At 71.6% G+C, this 18,307-nt stretch carries 12 protein-coding genes and 1 rRNA gene; 4 read left to right on the top strand and 9 right to left on the bottom strand.

Translation table 11 applies throughout. The features are described from left to right. Nucleotides 1–51: 51 nt before the first annotated feature. Nucleotides 52–168 (top strand): 5S ribosomal RNA (gene rrf, locus OIE47_RS28195). A 352-nt stretch (nt 169–520) separates the two neighbouring features. Here the strand turns inward: rrf and OIE47_RS28200 are convergent. The 8 genes from OIE47_RS28200 to OIE47_RS28235 form a co-directional block, all read right to left on the bottom strand. Further along, a complete protein-coding gene (locus tag OIE47_RS28200) occupies nt 521–6,007 on the bottom strand; it encodes an ATP-binding protein (RefSeq protein WP_326557534.1) in 5,487 nt (1,828 codons plus the stop codon). Between the two features lie 342 nt (nt 6,008–6,349). Next, nucleotides 6,350–7,489, bottom strand: coding sequence for a hypothetical protein (locus tag OIE47_RS28205; RefSeq protein ID WP_326557535.1), 1,140 nt, complete (start codon nt 7,487–7,489; stop codon nt 6,350–6,352). A gap of 87 nt (nt 7,490–7,576) precedes the next feature. After that, nucleotides 7,577–8,224 carry a response regulator transcription factor gene (locus OIE47_RS28210; protein ID WP_326557536.1) on the bottom strand — a complete coding sequence of 216 codons (648 nt, stop codon included), beginning with the start codon at nt 8,222–8,224 and terminating at the stop codon, nt 7,577–7,579. 3 nt (nt 8,225–8,227) lie between these two features. Beyond that, nucleotides 8,228–9,217: a sensor histidine kinase gene (locus OIE47_RS28215; protein WP_326557537.1), complete on the bottom strand. Its 990-nt coding sequence runs from the start codon at nt 9,215–9,217 to the stop codon at nt 8,228–8,230. A 50-nt stretch (nt 9,218–9,267) separates the two neighbouring features. Next, nucleotides 9,268–9,732, bottom strand: coding sequence for a hypothetical protein (locus OIE47_RS28220; protein ID WP_326557538.1), 465 nt, complete (start codon nt 9,730–9,732; stop codon nt 9,268–9,270). Nucleotides 9,733–9,848: 116 nt separating this feature from the next. Then, nucleotides 9,849–10,517 (bottom strand): NAD(P)-dependent oxidoreductase, encoded by a 669-nt coding sequence (locus OIE47_RS28225; protein ID WP_326557539.1) that lies wholly within the window; start codon nt 10,515–10,517, stop codon nt 9,849–9,851. A 40-nt stretch (nt 10,518–10,557) separates the two neighbouring features. After that, nucleotides 10,558–11,877 carry a hypothetical protein gene (locus OIE47_RS28230; RefSeq protein ID WP_326557540.1) on the bottom strand — a complete coding sequence of 440 codons (1,320 nt, stop codon included), beginning with the start codon at nt 11,875–11,877 and terminating at the stop codon, nt 10,558–10,560. Further along, nucleotides 11,874–12,686 carry an ABC transporter ATP-binding protein gene (locus OIE47_RS28235; protein ID WP_326557541.1) on the bottom strand — a complete coding sequence of 271 codons (813 nt, stop codon included), beginning with the start codon at nt 12,684–12,686 and terminating at the stop codon, nt 11,874–11,876. Before OIE47_RS28235 ends, OIE47_RS28230 begins: the two co-directional genes overlap by 4 nt. Before the next feature lie 167 nt (nt 12,687–12,853). On the opposite strand from OIE47_RS28235, the gene OIE47_RS28240 reads away from it, so the two are divergent. Next, a complete protein-coding gene (locus OIE47_RS28240; protein WP_326557542.1) occupies nt 12,854–14,107 on the top strand; it encodes an ROK family transcriptional regulator in 1,254 nt (417 codons plus the stop codon). A 140-nt stretch (nt 14,108–14,247) separates the two neighbouring features. After that, nucleotides 14,248–15,441 (top strand): cytochrome P450, encoded by a 1,194-nt coding sequence (locus OIE47_RS28245; protein ID WP_326557543.1) that lies wholly within the window; start codon nt 14,248–14,250, stop codon nt 15,439–15,441. Here OIE47_RS28245 and OIE47_RS28250 read toward each other — a convergent pair. Beyond that, a complete protein-coding gene (locus tag OIE47_RS28250) occupies nt 15,431–16,609 on the bottom strand; it encodes a glycosyltransferase (protein ID WP_326557544.1) in 1,179 nt (392 codons plus the stop codon). The genes OIE47_RS28245 and OIE47_RS28250 overlap by 11 nt on opposite strands. A 259-nt stretch (nt 16,610–16,868) precedes the next feature. Between OIE47_RS28250 and OIE47_RS28255 the strand changes: the two genes are divergently transcribed. Beyond that, nucleotides 16,869–18,278 (top strand): methyltransferase, encoded by a 1,410-nt coding sequence (locus OIE47_RS28255; protein ID WP_326557545.1) that lies wholly within the window; start codon nt 16,869–16,871, stop codon nt 18,276–18,278. Nucleotides 18,279–18,307 lie beyond the last annotated feature (29 nt).

Below are 18,307 nucleotides of genomic sequence, written 5' to 3' on the forward strand. Positions count from 1 at the left end.
AACGAACAATCACCCCGTATGGGTTGAGGTTGTTTGTTAAGTCGATAGTGTTACGGCGGTTATAGCGGTGGGGAAACGCCCGGTTACATTCCGAACCCGGAAGCTAAGCCCTCCAGCGCCGATGGTACTGCACTCGGGAGGGTGTGGGAGAGTAGGACGCCGCCGGACTTCTTTCTAGTTAGGGCCACCCTTCGGGGTGGCCCTAACTTGCATTCCGGGCCTGATTGATGAGCGCCGGGCATGGGCGCCCTATGGGTTTCGGCAAAGGTGCGGTCATCGGCGGTAGTGCCCTGTCTGGCACTCTGGCTGGCATGGGAGTCGATCCGCCTATTCAGTCCCTGGAGGATGTGGGCACGCGTCCCTGCGACTTCTGCGGCCATTCGGTCGCTGCTGATCATCGGTGGTCTCCCCACCTCCCAACAGACGGATGACGTGATCGGCGCCGTGCGGGCCGATCACGTCATCCGTACCGGGTGCTCGTGCTCGTGGCGGGTCCGGCCCGCCGTACGCCGAGGTGGTGTCAGCGGTTGATGCCGGCCTCGATGGCCTCGATGATGCGTGGCCGCAGCTCGGCAGCACCGATGATGGCGTCCACCGAACCAACCTCGACCGCGCGCTGGATGCTGTGTACGCGGTCGAACTCCGCGGCGACCTCGCCGAGCTTCTCCGCCCGGACGGCGGACTGCACCTCGGCGAGCTGGGCGTTCAGCGCCGCCCGCTCGGCACCGGTGGCCGCCAGGACCTGCGCCTGCAGCTCGGTCACCCGTCGGTCGGTCGCGGTGCGGTTGTTCACCTCACCGGAGAACACCACCGCCGCCGCCGGGGCACCACCGAGCACCGAGGCGAACGAGCCCTCCAGCGCCAGTACGGTCATGTTCGGGTTGAGTGCCTTGGAGAACACCACAAACGCTCCGCCGTGGTAACGGGAGATCACGCAGAACACGATCGGGCCGTCGAAGTTGACGATCGCCCGGCCGATCTCGGCGCCGTACTCCAGTTGGAGCTTGCGCATCGACTCCGGTGAGCCGTCGAAACCGGACAGGTTCGCCAGGACGACCAGCGGCCGGTTGCCGGACGCCGAGTTGATCGCCCGCGCCGTCTTCTTCGACGACCCGGGGAACAGCGTGCCCGCGGTGTAGGTGTCCGGTCCGTCGGTGGGCGGGAAACCGCGCCGCGGCACCGGCCGCGACTCGATCCCGATCAGGCAGACCGGCCGACCGCCGATGTGCACGTCCTGCACCGCAGAGGTGTCGGCGTCGGCCATCCCGGCCCAGCGTTCCAGCACCGGGTGGTCCTGGTCGGAGAGCGCACGCATCACCGTACGGATGTCGAAGGGCTTCTTGCGGTCCGGGTTGTGTCCGGTGGAGAAGATCTGTCCGACGGTGGTGAAGTCGCTGCCAGCCACCGTGTGCGGGAACTCGGACACGTCACGGTCGACCGGGTCGGTCGTGTTCGCCTTCCGTGGCGTTGCCTCCCCGGGTACGACGTACGTGTGGTCGTAGTGGGCCATCAGTACGTCACGAGCGGCCGGCAGGTTCGGCGCCCAGTACTGCGCCTGCCCGTTCGGGCCCATGACGCGGTCGTAGCCGCCGATGCCGAAGTTGTCCTCGGCCGACACACCGCCGGAGAAGTCCAACGACTGCTTGCCGGTGAGCACCATCGCCGAGTCCGGCGTCATCACGAGGATGCCCTTGGTGTGCATGAGCATCGTCGCCTCGGCGTTCCAGTACGGCTGGGCGCCGACCGTGATCCCGGCGACCACGATGTTGATCTCGCCGCCGTCCTGGGTGAACGTGACGATCCGCTTGAGTGCGGCGGCGACCCAGTCCATGTTCTCGGTGCCGGAGGACATGGAGATCCGCGCCCCCGCCGACAGCGCGAACCACTCCACCGGGACCCGCATCCGCTCGGCGAGGTCGAGCGCGGCGATCACCCGCGAGCACTCCGGTTCCGACAGCGCGCCCAGGGCCTTGGTCGGGTCGCCGAGCAGGACAACCCGCGTGACGCCCTCGGGGTGCCGCTCGGTCGGGGTGGTGACGACACCGGCCACGATCGCCGCGGAGTTCTTCCCCTTCGGCCGGTCCACCGGCACGAGCGCGCCGTTCCCGTCGAGGTCGTGTTCGACGAAGGCACCGTCGGCTCCGGCGAGCAGGCCGGTCAGCTCGTACGGGTAGGTGTTCCCGCGTCGGGCCGCGCGCAGGACCTTCTGCCGGTAGTCGTCCAGGGGCTGCACCGGCTCCGTCGACGGCTCGCCGACGTGCAGCCGTGCGCCGTTGCCGGGGTCGAGGGTGATCCGTACGGCGACCTCGGTCAGCTCACCGCCGGCGGTGCGCTGCCGGGCTATGAACTGGACCTCCTCCAGACCGGCGCCCATCGAGGTCGGCAGGATGCGCTGGACCAGCGTGTTCAGCTCTTCGGCGGTCAGCTCGGTCGCCGGCCAGACGTACATCATCATCCGGTTGGTGTCGAACCGCTTGTTCTGCGGTCGCTGTGCCTGGATGTTGCGGATCGCGTCCAGACCCGCGGTGATCGCGTCCTCCACCGCGGGCAGCGCGACCAACCTGCCGTCGGCCTCGCGCAGCGGGGTCAGGTCGCGAACCTGGCCCATCACGACCAGCCGCTCGTCGGCCGGGTTGCTGCGCGCCACGGCCTTGAACAGGTAGATCTCCTCGTCCGCCGAGGGCAGCCGGGTGAGGTCGAACTCACGCAGCCGCTGCAGTTGCAGACGCTGCGCGATCTGCGGGTGCAGGCCACGGATCAGCCGGTCTTCGGCGAAGCCCGTACCGTCGGGCCGGAAGGTGAAGTGGTGGTGCATCACCGCGCCGCTGGTGCCGGCGACGGTGGTGGTGATCCGGTGCACGCCCGCGGGCTGCGGGTGCTCGGCGAGGAGCTGTTCGAGCCGCACCGCCATCGCGTCGGCGTCCGGCTGGTCCTCCCAGGTGACGTAGAGGTCCGCTTCCAGCCCCTGGGTGCCGGTGCCGGCCGCGAAGGTCCCCACGGCGCCGATGGCGTTGGGCAGGGCGGCGATGTCGACGGCGGTGGTGACCACGCGTACGACGCCGCCCGAGTCGGTGTGCTCGGCGGTGACGAACCGGCAGCCCGCGATCTCCCGTACGGCGATCCCGGACAGCCCACGGTTGCCGTAGTAACGGCGGGTCAGCACCTCCAGCAGCGGGGCGTGGTCCCGCCCGGGTCGGCCGATCCGCTGGCCGATCAGCCGGACCAGCGGTTCCGCGCTGGCCACCATCGCCTGGATCCGCTCGGGGCGGTCCGGTGCGTCCGGGTTGCGGTCCAGGTACCGCAGCTCGTCGCGTACGGCGGCGTAGACCTTGGCGCGGTTGCGACGCAACAGCGGCTGCGCGAACCAGCGGAACACGACCCCGCGGGCCAGGTCCGACACCGCGGGGAAACGTACCTGGGTGGCCGCGACCAGGTGCTCCAGGGTGAGCCCGGCGCGCTCGCTCAGCGACTCGATCGGCGGTGCGCCGGCCAGCCACTGCTTCAACAGCTCCGACACGACCGCGACGTGGGTCGACATCCGCTGTTGCGCCAGGAAGATCCGGAAGACCGCGGCCTCCAGTTCCGGCGTACGGTCCAGGTCGGCGACGCCGTAGTGCCCCAGCACCTGCTTCAGCTTGGTCTGGAAGTCCTCGGTGACACCGGCGCGCTCGACGTCCAGGCTCTGCAGGTAGCTGTGGAAGTACTCGCGCGGGCTGTGCACCGGGCTGCCCGGCTCGACCTCGAGCTCACCGCCCGGCTTGTTGCGGCTCAGCTCCGACAGGTCGGCGAACACCGTCAGCAGGTCCAACTCACCCGACAGTGGCCGGCCACCGAGCTCGGTCCGTGCGGCCAGGTACCCGGACAGCACCCGCTTGCGGTCCTGCGGGTCGACGTCGAAGCCCAGCAGCAGGCTGCGCAGGTCCTGCAGGCCGCGCTCGACCCGCTCGGTCGCCGAGACGTCCGCCGGCTCGGCGGGCAGGTCGATCTCGACGGTGTCACCCGCGCCCGAGGCTTCCTCTTCGGCACCCTCGTCGGCGAGGGGCTCGAGGCGCATCAGCGGTGTGCCGGTCTCGACCTGGCTGCCCACCGTGACCGGGCACTCGCGTACCCGGGCGCGGAACGGTGCGCGCAGCACCGTCTCCATCTTCATGCTCTCCAGCACCAGGATCGGCGCGCCCAGGTCGACCTCGTCACCGACCGACAACGGTGTGGCCACGACCAGCGCGGGCGCGGGCGAGCGGACCACACCGCCCTCGTCGCGGCTGATCCGGTGGGTGACACCGTCGACCTCGACCAGGTGGATCGGACCGTGGGTGGCCGTCACCAGCCGGAAGCGGTGTCCGTTGACCACGATCCGCCCGCTGTGCTCGTCGAACCGCTCGACCTCGACATCCGCGGGGTGCAGGTCGCCACCGCCGGAGATGCCGACGCGGAAGCGCTTCTGGCCGACGCGGGCGACGCTCACCCGGTAGCCGACGCCGCGGAGCTTGAGGTCCAGCGGACGCCCGATCTCGTGCTGCACCTGCGGACGCCCGCCGTGCGCGGTGGACAGCAGCCGCTGGCGGCTGACCTCCTCCTCGTCCTGGTACGCCTCGATGGCGGCCGCGGCCAGGGCGATCGCGGAGTTCCGGTGGCTGACCAGGCGGCCCTCGGCGCGTACCCGGTCGATCCAACCGGTGTCGGCGCTCGCGTCGATCACCTCGGGCTGGTCGAGCAGGTCGAGCACGAAGCTCTTGTTGGTCACACCACCGTCGATGATGACGGTGGTTTCGGCCATCGCCCGGCGGAGCCGGGCCAACGCCTGGTCGCGGTCGCGGCCGTACGCGATGATCTTCGCGATCATCGAGTCGAAGTCGGCCGGGATGTTGTCGCCCTCGCTGACCCCGGTGTCCACCCGGATACCGGGACCGGCCGGCAGCACCAGCCGTGCGATGCGGCCGGGTGACGGGGCGAAGTCGCGATCCGGGTCCTCGGCGTTGAGCCGGGCCTCGACGGCGTGGCCGGCCTCGCTCGGCCGGGAGCCCTCCAGCCTTCCGCCGTTGGCCACGTGCAACTGCAGCCGGACCAGGTCGGTGCCGGTGGTGATCTCGGTGATCGGGTGCTCGACCTGCAGCCGGGTGTTGACCTCGAGGAAGGCGAAGAGCCTCTCGCCGGGGTGGTAGAGGAACTCGACGGTGCAGGCACCCTGGTAGCCGACCGCGATGGCGAGCCGTTCGGCCGACGCCTTCAGTTCCGCGGTCTGCTCCGGAGCGAGGACCGGGGAGGCGGACTCCTCGATGATTTTCTGGTTGCGCCGTTGTACCGAGCAGTCGCGTACACCCAGGGCCCATGCGGTGCCCTGCCCGTCCGCGATCACCTGGACCTCGACGTGCCGGGCGCCGGTGACCAGGCGCTCCAGGAAGACCACGCCGGAGCCGAAGGCGCGCTGCGCCTCCTGCCGGGTGCGTTCGTAGGCGTCGGCGAGGTCCTCACCCGAGGCCACCATGCGGATCCCGCGCCCGCCGCCGCCCGCGGTCGCCTTGAGCATCAGCGGATAGCCGACCTCGTCACCGGCGCGCAACGCGTCCTTGAGGGTCGCGACCTCGCCGCGGCTCCACGGGGCGACCGGGACGCCGACCTCCTCGGCCATCAGCTTCGCGCCGATCTTGTCGCCGAGCTTGCGCATCGCATCCGCGCTCGGTCCGACGAAGGTGACACCGATCTTCTCGCACAGTTCGGCGAATGCCGGATCCTCGGCGACGAATCCCCAGCCGACCCAGGCGGCGTCGGCACCGGTCTCCACCAGCGCCCGCTCCAGGACTGCGTGGTCCAGGTACGGGCGGGCCGAGGCGGGGCCGAGCAGGTAGGCGATGTCCGCTTCCCGGACGAAGGTCGCGTTGCGGTCGGCGTCGGTGTAGAGGGCGACCGTCTCAATTCGCGTCCCGGTTTCCGCCGAAAGATCCCGGACGGCGTGGATGAGCCGCATAGCGGCCTCACCACGGTTGACGATGGCGATACGACTGAACACCGGCTGAGCCTCCCAAATACCCACGCGCAGAAGGCGACGTCCATGTTCCCGGAGCGTCGCCTGCACCTGCCTATACCCTGCTGGATTACTGCCGCGTACACAAATGCTCGGACGTGCTCAATCCTGAGTCGCCGGGTCGAGGGGCCGCGACGGTCGCTGTTCGGGCGGCGTCGGAGCCCGCGGTACCGGGCGGCGTTCGGCGTACCGGACGGACGCGCCCGCCGGGCCCGGCGAACGGGTGGACACCGTGGTACGCCTTGCCGTGCACCGGTCCGGCCCCTGCGCCGGACGGGCGGCAGGGCCACCGCCCGGCCGGGGACCGGGAACGACGGGGGACCGTTGTCAGGTCGTCTCGTGGTCCTCGGGCCTGGCGGAACGAAGTTGTGCACAGGCTTGTTTTGTAGCTCGTTCGAGACGTTCGGTGGCGTCGTCGGACAGCCCGCGTTCCGTCGCGGTCCAGGAGATCCAGGCCTCGGCGACGTCGGGGAGGATCCGTGCCACGTCCGGGTCGTCGACGTACCCGGGGGTGAGGGCCGGCAGGCTGCCGAGCACGGCCAGCACCCGGCGCGGGCCGAGGTGAAGTGGGTGACCGGCCGCCTGGTCGGTGAACTGCGTGACGAGCAGGTCCACGGCGCGGCTTGTCACGTCGGTCGCGGGCAGCCCGGTCGCGGCGCCGGAGGTCAGAAATGTCCGCTTCAGCAGCTCGATCTCCACGCTGCTGGGAAAGGGCTCCGGTGGCGCGACGACGTCACTCAACGCGCGGGCCCGGGCCAGGGTCAGCGCCCGCATCTTCCGGTACGCCGCCGGCACCGGCCGGGGCTTGTACTCCCGATCTTCGCTCAACTCGTCCGAGGTGACGATCGCGTCCTCGAGCAGCCGCCGGCCGTACGCCGGGTCGAGCGGCTCGCTGACAAGGCCCTCGTCGCCTTCGTCGGCGTACCGGAGGACCTCCAGCAATGAATCCAGGTGCTCGCTGAGCGTCAGTTCCCGGAACAATCCGTCGCCGACGACACGGTCGATCATGGCCAGGATGGCGTGTTCGTCTTCTCCGTCATAGGAGAACGCAAAGAGCACAATCGCGGTCTCGTCGAACTGGTCGTGTGCCCACCAGCAGCGATCCACCCGCACCCGGCCGATCGTGGACGTCCAGGGCGGCTCCGGTATTCCGGATTCGGCGAGGCGGTCGCCGTTCATCCGGGCAAGTTCGCGTTGGGTGTCGATCGTGCTCATCGCCTGGAAGCCCCGCAACGCGGCCAGCGCCGTCGGCGTCTTCCGCCGGCCCAACTCGTGGATGACCCTGGCATCTTCCTGGACCGAGACGGCCAGGGAGAGTGCGAATCCCTCCGCGCTCTCATGGGCGAGCAGTTGTGTCATTGACTGCTCTACCGACCAGGGCGAGCTGTCCACCTTGAGGGAGAAGCTGAATTCCAGGAAGTCCGCACTCGAAGAGGCGCGGGCGGAGGCTCGCTCGGCGTCGTCCATTTCCTGATTGTCGCAGCCGATCCCTCGTCGGGCGATTGCCCGGGAACGCGTGTCCGACGAATGTGTCGCGTCCCGGGCGCCGATGGACTACTCGTCGACCAGGCCGGAGCGCCAGGCCCAGGAGGCGACCTCGACCCGGTTGCGTACACCGAGCTTGGCCTGTGCGGCGGCGAGGTGCGTCTTGACCGTGGACACCGCGACGAACAGGTCCGCCGCGATCTCCTGGTTGGTCCGACCGCGCGCGACAGCCCGTACGACATCGGTCTCCCGATCGGTCAGCGCCTGTACCGGTACGGTCGTGCGGGCCTGCGGGGTCTGCCGGAAGTGACGCAGCAGGCGTACCGCGACCTGCGGGGCCACCAGCGCGTCGCCGCGTACGGCGGCACGGACGGCCTCGACCAGCAGCGCGGGACCGCAGTCCTTGAGCAGGAACCCGCTCGCCCCGTACTGGAGCGCGGTGTTGACGTACTCGTCGACGTCGAAGGTGGTGATGACAACAACCGCGATCGGATCGGGCACGTCGCAACCGGCGAGCAGACGGGTGACCTCCAGCCCGTCCAGCCCCGGCATCCGTACGTCCAGCAGGCACACGTCCGGACGCAACCGGCGGGCCACCTCCACCGCGGCGAGACCATCGGCGACATCGGCCACCACCGTGATGTCCGGCTGGGCCTCCAGGATCATCCGGAATCCGACCCGGATCAGCTCCTGGTCGTCGGCGATCAGTATCCGCATGCCCTACCGCTCCGGATCTCGTAGCGGCACGTCGGCGACCACCTGCCAGCCCCCGTCGGGTGCTTCACCGGCCGAGAAGCGTCCACCGAGCAACTGGACCCGCTCATGCATACCGACCAGCCCGTACCCGCCGCCGTACGTGTTCGGCTCCCCGGCGGGCCGGCCATCGTCGCGGATCAGCACCTGCGCGATCCCACCCCGGGTTCGTACCCCGACGGCGATCTCCCGCGCGCCGGAGGCGTGCCGCCGCGCGTTGGTCACCGACTCCTGCACCAACCGCAGGACCGAGGTCGCGACCTCCGCCGGTACGGGCTCGACAAGCTCCACCGCCAACCGCACCGGAGTGCCGCCGACCGGGGTCGTCGTGACGGCACGCAGGTCGGCGGTCAGATCCGCCGTCTGGGTCAGCGGTGCGCCGCCACCCCCACCACCGTTCGTATCACTGTCGCGCAGCGCGGCGACCATCCGGCGCATCGCGGACAACGCGTCGGTTCCGGCCCCCTCGATCGCCGGGAGCACCCGGGCCGCCGCACCGGGATCGGTCCCGGCCACCGCCCGGGCGGCCTGCGCCTGCACCACCATCCCACCGATGTGGTGCGCCACCACGTCGTGCAGTTCCCGGGCCAGACTCACCCGCTCGCGCTGCTGCGCCGCCACCACCGCCGCCCTCATGGCTCGGGACTGCTCGGTGTCGCGTCGGCGCAGGGACCACCCGGCCGCGACCACCAGGCCCAGCAGGACCGAGGCCTGCAGCAGCAGGGCCGACCCGGGGCCGCCCGGCGCGTCCGGGTCCCCGGGCCGCAGCACCTGCGCCCCGACGAACCCGGCCATCAGTGCCACCAGCAGTACGGCCAGCGGCCACTGCCGACCGATCCCATTGCGCCAACCGCGCTTCAGGTCCTCACCGGCACCGTCTCCACCACCCGCCGGACGCCCGCCACCGATCGATGGGAACTCCGGCCGGTCGATCGGCGAGCACGCGGTTGCCGCCACCGGGCACCGGATCCCACCGGGTGCCCGCGTACCGTGGCCCTCCGCCGCGATCAGGACGCCACCTCCGGGGTTGTGCCGGGCACGTCCCCGACCCGATCGGGTCTGCGTGACACAGACCCCCACGACGCCCGGAAGTCCGGCCAGGCATCGACGAGGTAGCGGCCGAACGGCAACCACCAGATCAGATCGTTGGTGACGATGATGACGACCGTGCTGACCGGCCAGACACCGGTGACGATGAGCCACGTCAGGCCCAGGGGCCCGAGAATCTTGCCGGTCAGCCCGACGGCGGCGGCCGGCCAACCGTTCTCGGGCCGCCGGGCCACCTCCAGGTAGAGCACGCCGTACAGGCCGAGGACCATGCCGAGGCAGGCGAAGATCTGCGGCGAGTTCGACAGCGGTAGACCCGTGACCCGGAAGAACCACTGCGGATCGAGGACCACGTAACAGCCCCAGGCGATGTTGTACGCCCCGGCCGCCACGAAGGTGGCGCGGTGCAGCCGCCGGCGCCTCACGCGACCCGCTCCACCCGGACACCGGACGACCGCCCGGACCCGCGAACGGCAGCGGGGTACCCGCAACCGGGTCGAGGACGGATTTTCCCTGCTTGCATCGAGTCTCCTTCCGGAGGTCAGTAGGCGATCCCGATGACACGACGGATCGTCTCGGGACGGTCGAGCACGTCGAGCATGTGGTGGGCGACATCGGCACGGGAGATGAACATGCCGCCGCGGACGTTCTGCCCGTACGCCGTGCGGTATCTCCCCGTCGGGCGTCCGTTCAGCAGCCGGGGTGGACGGGACACGGTCCAGTCCACCCCGCTGTCCCGGAGGACGTCCTCCATCAGCGCCAGGTCGGCGTAGTGCCGGCGGAACGCGGCCTTGGCCAGCGGGGCCGCCAGGTGCCGCATGAAAAAGCCGTCGCCGGGGTTGTGTCGGGGCGGGTCCGGCCGCCCCGGCGACGGTACGGTGCCGACCGACGCCGCGCTGACCACGACGATCCGGCGTACGCCCGTCGCCTGCATCGCCCGGACCAGCGCCCGGGTGCCCCGGGAGGCGACACCCGCCTCGGCGCCCGACCGTGCCCCGAGTCCGGAGAGCACCGCGTCGGCCCCGTCGACCGCCGAGCGCAGGTTCACCGGACCGGTGGCCGAGAAGTCGGCTCGGACGACCCGTACCGGTAGGTCGGGAAGCCGGTTCGGGCTCCGTACCACGGCGGTGACCTCGTGCCCGGCGGCGACGGCCTGCGCCAGGAGCTGGCCGCCGATCCCGCCGGTCGCCCCCACGATCGTGAGCCTCATGCTGTTCCTCCTGAACTGCCGGGACGGGACGGCGTAACCGTCAGGTGGTGGTCAGCACGTCGTACAGGTCCGGCCGGCAGTCGAGGGCGGCGTCCCGCATGGCGGCCACCCGGGCCACCTGTACGTCCGCGGGCAGCGTCGCGAGGGTGGCCAACGCCCGGTCGGCCAGCTCACGGACCGGTGTCCACAGATCCTCCGGTGCGGCGGTCGCACCCCGCAGCCAGAGTCCGGCGGCGGCACGGGCGGCGTCGATCCGGTTCCACGCGTCGGCGTCGGCGTCGGCCGCGCCGCACTTCCAGGTGCCGGCACCGTCGAGGATGTCCTCCTCGATCGAGCCCGCCCCGGTGCTGATCGTCCCGTCGCCGCTCACCGTCAGGCTCAGGTGGACGGTGTCGCGACGCTGTTCGACGTCGGAGCCGTACCGGCCGGTCTCCTGGACGACGGCGGTCGGTGGTTGGGGCAGCCGGCCGAGGGTGGCCAGCGCCCGGCGAGCCGGGTCGACGAGCTGCGGGAGGACCGGTTCGTACAGCCGGGTGACGCAGACCCGTGGTTCCCCGTCCGCGCAGACCAGTTCGACGGCGAGCGGGTCGCGCGGGGCCGCCCGGTCCGCCGCCGGCAGCACGGACAGGGCCACGGCCAGGCCGAGGGCGGCCGGCAGTACGGCGAGCAGCTTCGTCCGGCGCGTACCGGCGACCAGCAGTGCCCAGCCGGTGGCGGCGAGGGCGACGAACCACGCCGCCTGCCCGGCGACGCCGCGCAACGCCACGGTGGAGTAGTCGTCGGTGGACCCGTGATAGCCGGGGACCAGCAGCAGCGCCCGGGAACCGGCGTCCTCCCAGAGCACCTGCGGAACGATGATCGCGACCACCGCGCCGACCGCCAGCAGCGGCGCGGTCAGCCGCGAGGGCATCAGCCGGCCGAGTCCGAGCCCGAGCAGCGCTGCCGCCGTGACGCCGAGCGCACCGACCAGGATCGGCCAGTACCAGCCGGGCGGCTGGTACGACGCGGCCAGCATCGCGCGGACGAGCCAGTAGAGCAGGCCCAGCACGTACCCGCCGGCCAGGCAACCCGCGAGGACCGCCGCCAGGGGAGCGGTCCGACCGGCGCCGGGACGCGGAGTCGACGTCAGCAGTTCCGTCACCCCCGCCGCCCGGTCCCGCCGACCCTGCCAGGCACCGGCTGCCAGGACCAGCGGCCAGATCGACCACAGGATGTTGTGGTGCAGGAGCACCGTCGCCATCCAGAGCCCGTCCCAGCGCTCCCCGTCGGACGTCATCGCCCAGGCGAAGGCGGCGGCGAGCACGCCGATCCAGAGCGCGGCGGAGCGGCGCAGCTCGATGACGACGATTCGACGGGTCACGGTCGGCCTCCCTGTTCGCGGTGGCGCCGCATCAGCGCCGAATAGCCGCGTTCGATCTCACTGTCACCATTGGCTTGCGGGTCCGTGGCGGCCGCGGCCACCAGGTCTGCGGGCACGCCCTGGAAGACGAGCCGGCCGTCGTTGAGGAGCACCACGTCGGTGCACGCCGCGGCGACGTCCTCCACCAGGTGGGTGGCCACCACCACGCAGCTGTCGCGGCCGAGGTCGCGCAGCAGCGCCCGGACACTCATCCGCTGTTCCGGATCGAGACCCACGGTCGGCTCGTCCAGCAGCAGGACGGTCGGATCGCTCACGATCGCCTGGGCGATGCCGACCCGGCGCAGCATTCCGCCGGACAGGGTCCGCATCCTGCTGTTGGCCCGCGAGGTGAGGTCGACCCGGTCGATCGCCCGTTGCACCGCCTCCGGTACGTCGCGCGGCGACATCTCCTTCAGCCAGGCGACGTACTCGACGAACTCCCGAACGGTGAACCGCCGGTAGTAGCCGAAGTCCTGCGGCAGGTACCCGAGTGCGCGCCGTACCGACCGCAGGTCCCCGCCGCCGTGAACGGGCCGGCCGATGATCTCCAGGTGCCCGGACTCCGGCCGGAGCACGGTGGCGAGCGCCCGGATCAGTGTCGTCTTACCGGCTCCGTTGGGGCCGAGCAGCCCGTGTACGCCGGTGCCCAGCGCGAGATCGAGCCCGTCGATGGCGATGTGCCGCCCGGCCCGCAGCCGCAGCCCCTGCGCCCGCACCGGCCAGGCGTACGTCGTCGGCGCCGTCTCGTCGGCGGTCACCACGCGTACCATCTGATCTCCTTGTCGCGTTCTCTCACACCGGGCTAGACGACACGGGTCCCACTCCCGGTTCTCGTCCGGATGTGACGTGCGTCTCAATGGTCGGAAGGCTCGTCGCGCGCCGGACCAACGGCGGGAGAGCGTGACCGGGCAGGTGCCCATCGCGTAACGTCTCCTGAATGCTGGGAACCCGGACGCCGCCGGGGGCCGGGTCGATTCAGGAGCAGACCCGTCGCCGCAACCTCGGCATCCTGCTCCGGCACGTACACCTGGGCGGCTCGGTTTCCCGTACGGGGCTGGCCGAGCGGATGGGCGTGAACCGCAGCACGATCATGGCGTTGACGGCGGAGCTCACCGCGGCGGGGCTGGTCCGTGAGGAGCCGTCCGTGGACACCGGTCGGGCGGGTCGACCGTCGCTGGTGGTCCGTCCCGAGTCCGACCGGGTGTACGTACTCGCCTTCGACGTCGCCGTGGACCGGCTGGTCGCCGCGCGGGTCGGGTTGGGCGGCACCATGCCGGAGCGCCGGCAGACGGTCCGCCCCCGGGCCGGAGCCGACCTCGACCGGGTGGTCGACGCACTCGTCCGGATGGGGCGCCAACTGCACCGGGCGGCCCCGCCGGACTCGGTCTGCGTCGGCGTGAGCGCGTCGTACTGCGGGATGATCCGCCCCGGCGACGGGATGGTCCGCTTCGGACCGGACATGGGCTGGGTCGACCAGGCGTTCGGCACCGAACTCGGTCGACGGCTGGGGCTCGGGCTGCCGGTGGCGGTCGGCAACGAGGCCCATCTCGGTGCGCTGGCCGAGCAGCAACGCGGGGCGGGGCTCGGCTTCCGGAACGTGATCTACCTGCACGGGGACGTCGGGGTGGGCGGCGGGATCATCGTCGGCAGCAAGCTGTTGGACGGCGACGGCGGGTACGGCTGCGAACTGGGCCACATGGTGGTGAACCCGTACGACGGCCGGCCCTGCGGGTGCGGCTCGCGTGGCTGCCTGGAGGCGGAGGTCGGGGAGCGGGCACTGCTCGATGCCGCGCGCCGACCCGCCGCCCTGTTCGGCCGGGAGGCGGTACGGGCGGTCGTGGACGACGCCGACCGCGGTGACCCGGTGGCCCGGGACGCGGTGCACCGGATCGCCGACTGGCTCGGCATCGGGGTGGCGAATCTGATCAACCTGTTCAATCCCGGCGTGGTGATCTTCGGCGGGATGCTGCGCGACCTGTATCCCGGTGCGGCGGCCCAGGTACGCACCCGCATCGCGACCAACGTCCTGCCGGTCGCCCGCGAACGGGTACGGCTGCGCATCTCGGCCCTCGGCGACGATGCCACCCTGGTCGGCGCCGCCGAACTCGGCTTCTCCGCACTGCTGGCCGACCCGCTGAGCGTGGTCGCCCGCGCGCTGCCCCGGCCCCCGACGGACAATCCCCACCCATAGCCGCGTCGCCCACGCGTACGGCCGTGCCGTACCGGTGCGAGAAGCGGCGTCGCGAACCATCCACCCTGGACGATCACTGCCGTATGCTGTGCCGGTGCGAGGTGCCGTGCCGAGCACATGCCACCGAGGTGGGTGACCGATTGACCACGGACGACACGCTGCGGCCGTACCCCTTCGAGGTTTTTCGCGGTGAGCTGCCCCCCGAGCTGTTGCGGATGGTGACGGACCGACCGGTGAGCCGGGTCCGGCTGCCCGACGGTCGGGCCACCTGGCTGGTCCTCGGTTACGACGAGGTCTGCACGGTGCTGTCGGACGCCGACTTCACCCGGCACGCGGGGCAGGCCGAGGAACCGGTCGCGCCCGCCGCCGGTGGCTGTCCGGTCCCGCCGAAGGTGCGCGAGCTGGGGATGAACGGGCAGGCGCACACCTCGCTGCGCCGCCTCGCCGCCCGCGCGTTCACCGCCCGGCGGATCGAGTCCTACCGGCCACGGGTGCAGCAGATCGCCGACGACCTCCTCGACGCCATGGAGGCCGCCGGCCGACCGGGCGACCTGATCAGCGGGCTGGTGGCACCGCTGCCGGCGCTGGTCGTCTACGAGGTCCTCGGTGTGCCGAGCACCGACGTGGACCGCTTCAACGCCTGGGTCGCCGACATCAACTCGATCACCGCCTACGGCTCACCCGACGCGGCGCGATCGGTGGCGGATCTGCGCGCGTACCTGGCCGAGCAGTTGGAGCGGAAGCGGACCGAGCCCGGCGACGACCTGCTCTCGGCCTGGCTGGCCGCGCAGGACGGCGACGAACTCAGCGACGAGGAGATCATCGGCCTGGCCGTGGCGGTCCTCATCGGGGGGCGCGAGATCAACTCGATCAGCGCCGGGGTCCGGGCCCTGTTCCAGCACCCGGAGCAGTTGGAGCGGCTGCGCGCCGACCCGGCGCTGATCGGCCCGGCGGTCGAGGAGATCCTGCGCTACACCTCGGTGAGTCCGATGTTCCTGGTGCAGACCGCCGTGCAGGACGTGAGCCTCGCCGGGGTCGACATCTGTGCCCGGGACGCGGTGATGGCCGTGCCGTGGGCGGCGAACCGTGACACCGCCGCGTTCGAGCGGGCCGACGAGTTCGACATCACCCGCCCGGTCAACCCGCATCTCACCTTCGGCCACGGACCGCACTTCTGCCTCGGCGCCGCCCTCGGCCGGCTCGAGGTGGAGATCGCGATCGGCTCGCTGCTCCGCCGGTTCCCGAACCTGGCACCGGCGGTCCCGATCGACGAGATCCCGTGGCGCCCGGAACGGATCAACTGCGGCATCGCGGAGTTCCCCGTCACCTGGTGAACGAGCCGGTCAACACCGTCTCGACCGCCTCGGCGGCGCGGACCGCGCCGTCACCCGCCGGTGGTGGCGGTGCCGGCGGGCGCTCCAGGACCGCCCGGACCTCCTCCACCACCGCCGAGGGCGTCCACCGTCCGTGCGCCAGCGCCCGTCCGAGACCCGACGCCGCGAGCCGGGCGGCGTTGTCCGGTCGGTCCATCCCGTCGGCCAGCAACACCTGGGGGGTACGGGCGGCCAGCGCCCGCGCGACCGTACCGATCCCGCCATGGTGGACCACCGCGGCGACCCGCGACACCAGCGCCCGGAACGGCAGGTGGGGGAACCAGTGCGTACCGGGCGGGAGCACCTCGGGCACCAGGTCCCGGTGGCGCACCACGAGCAGCGCCGGGCGGCGCAACCGGGCCAGCGCCGCCGTCGCGCACCGGTAGAAGTCCGGCTGCAACAGCCGGCCGGTGCCGCCGGTCACCAGCAGCGGTGGGACATCGGCCCGCAGCAGCTCCTCCGCCTGCGGCGGCAGCCGTACCGGCTGGTCGTCGTCGCCGAGGACGAACCCGGTCAGGAGTGTCCCCGGCGGTGCGGGATCCCCCGCCCGGTCGAACCAGTCCGGCCACAGTCCGATGTAGGCGTCGGCCGACCACATCCAGGCCGTCCAGTCCCGCACCGGCACCAGGCCGTGTACGGCACGCGCCGCGTCGATCCGGTCGGCGAGCACCTGTTCGTACAGCCAGGCGACGCCGGGAACCTTCATCAGCTGGAACGGCGACTGGGCCAGGCAGACGACCGGAGCACCGGTCACCTCCCCGGCGACGAGCACCGAGTGCGCGGTCAGGGGCGCACCGACGAGCACCGTGTCGCCCGGCCGGTGCCGCCGGATCAGCTCCGCGCACTCGAACCGGAGCTGATCGGCCAGGCCGGTACGGTCGAAGTGCTCGCGGAAGTCGTTGATGTCCTGCGAGTGCTGCTGTACGGCGGCGTCGGCGAGGTGCGCCTCGTACTGCGCGAGGGTGTCCACGGCGACGAACAGCGCTCCGGCCGCCCGTACCGCGTTCCGGTAGTACGCGTGGGTCAGGATCGTCACGTCGTGACCGCGGGCGAGGAGTTGCCGCCCGACGGCGACGAAGGGCAGCACGTCACCGTCGGTGCCGTGCACCACCATCAGCACCAGTGCCACGACCGTCGCCGCCGCTCAGTATCTGCCGACGGAATTGGTGCCAGCAAACGACATTCCCGCCTCCGGTCCATGGCAACGGCACGACGGATTCTCCGCGTCGTGCCGTTCCGGGAGTATTGCAGAACCGTGCCGGTGCACCAAGAGCTCGAACGAGAACCGTCAATGGTGGCGATGATATTGACGGCAACCTCGCGACGCTGACAGCATCACCCACGTAGATCCACCGACACCGCCGGCTCTCCCGAGGAGGTCGCTGCCCGTGGCCATCACTGTGTGCCTGCAGTACGACGACGTCGAGCATGCCACCGGCTGGCTGCATCGGGTGTTCGGGGCGACCCAGCTGGGTTGGCACGAGACCGACGGGCGGGTGAGCGAGACCGAGCTCGAACTCGACGGCACCCCGCTGCTGCTGCGCCGCACCAGCGCCGGGGACGCCGTCGCACCGCCGGTGCAGGTGCCGCTGCTCGTCACGGTGGAGGCGCTCGACCCGGCGTACCGGCGGGTGCTTGCGGAGGGCTCGGCCGTGACCGGGGCACCGGAGACCGACCGCGACGGACGCCGCGCCTTCACCACCACCGACCCGCAGGGGTACCGGTGGACGGTGACCGAGGCGGTGGTGACGGATGTCGACGCGGACCGCCAGCTCGGCGCGCTGACCGACCTGTGTACGCCGTACGCGGTGCGGGTCCTCGCGACCCTGCGCGTGCCCGACCACCTCGACGCCGGCCTCACCGCCCTCGAACCGCTCGCCTCGGCGTGCGGCGCGGACCCCGACGCCCTGGGCCGGCTGCTGCGGTACCTGGCCCACCGGGGCGTGGTGTCCGAGCCGGAGCCGGACGTGTTCGCGCTGACCGACGTCGGGCGACTGCTCTGCGACCGGGGCGCCGCCGGCCAGCGGGACTGGCTCGACCTCGACGGTCTCGGCGCCCGGATGGACCTCGCCTACCGTGGGCTGCTGCACTCGGTGCGCACCGGGACCGCCGGCTACGAACAGGTCCACGGCCGCACCTTCTGGGCCGACCTGGACGCCGAGCCCGCCCTCCGGGCCTACTTCGACGCGCTCATGATGAGCCAGCAGCACGTGACCGCACCCCAGGTCGCGGAGCTCTACGACTGGTCCGGCGCGGCACACGTGGTGGACGTCGGTGGTGGCAGCGGCGCGCTCCTGGCCGAGCTGCTGCACCGGCACCCGCACCTGCGCGGCACGTTCGTCGACCGGCCGATCGCCGCCGAGGCCGCCGCCCGACGCTTCGCCGCCGAGGGCCTGGCCGACCGGGTGACCATCGTCGCCGGGGACTTCTTCAGCCCGCTGCCCGGCGGCGCCGACGTCTACGTCGTCTCCCGCGCCCTCACCGACTGGAACGACCGGGACGCCAGCACGATCCTGCGCCGGTGCGCCGACGCGGCCGGCGACGACGGCCGGGTGCTGGTGGTCGAGGTGCTGCCGACCGAGCCGTACGTCCCGTACCGGTCCCCGTTCGACCTGCAGATGCTCGCCGTCGTCGGTGGACGCGAACGCGGGCTTCCGGACTTCCGCGACATCGCCTCGGCCGTCGACCTCGACCTGACCACCGTGCTGCACGGCCGCGCGGGGCTGACCCTGATGGAGTACGTCGCCGCCCGCAGCACCGAGCCGGCCACCGTAGGGGACGGTACGCGAGTCTCCTGACCGTCCCCTCCCGCGCCGCTGCCGGTGCC

It is taken from the genome of Micromonospora sp. NBC_01796, from assembly GCF_035917455.1.
Lineage (GTDB): Bacteria > Actinomycetota > Actinomycetes > Mycobacteriales > Micromonosporaceae > Micromonospora_G.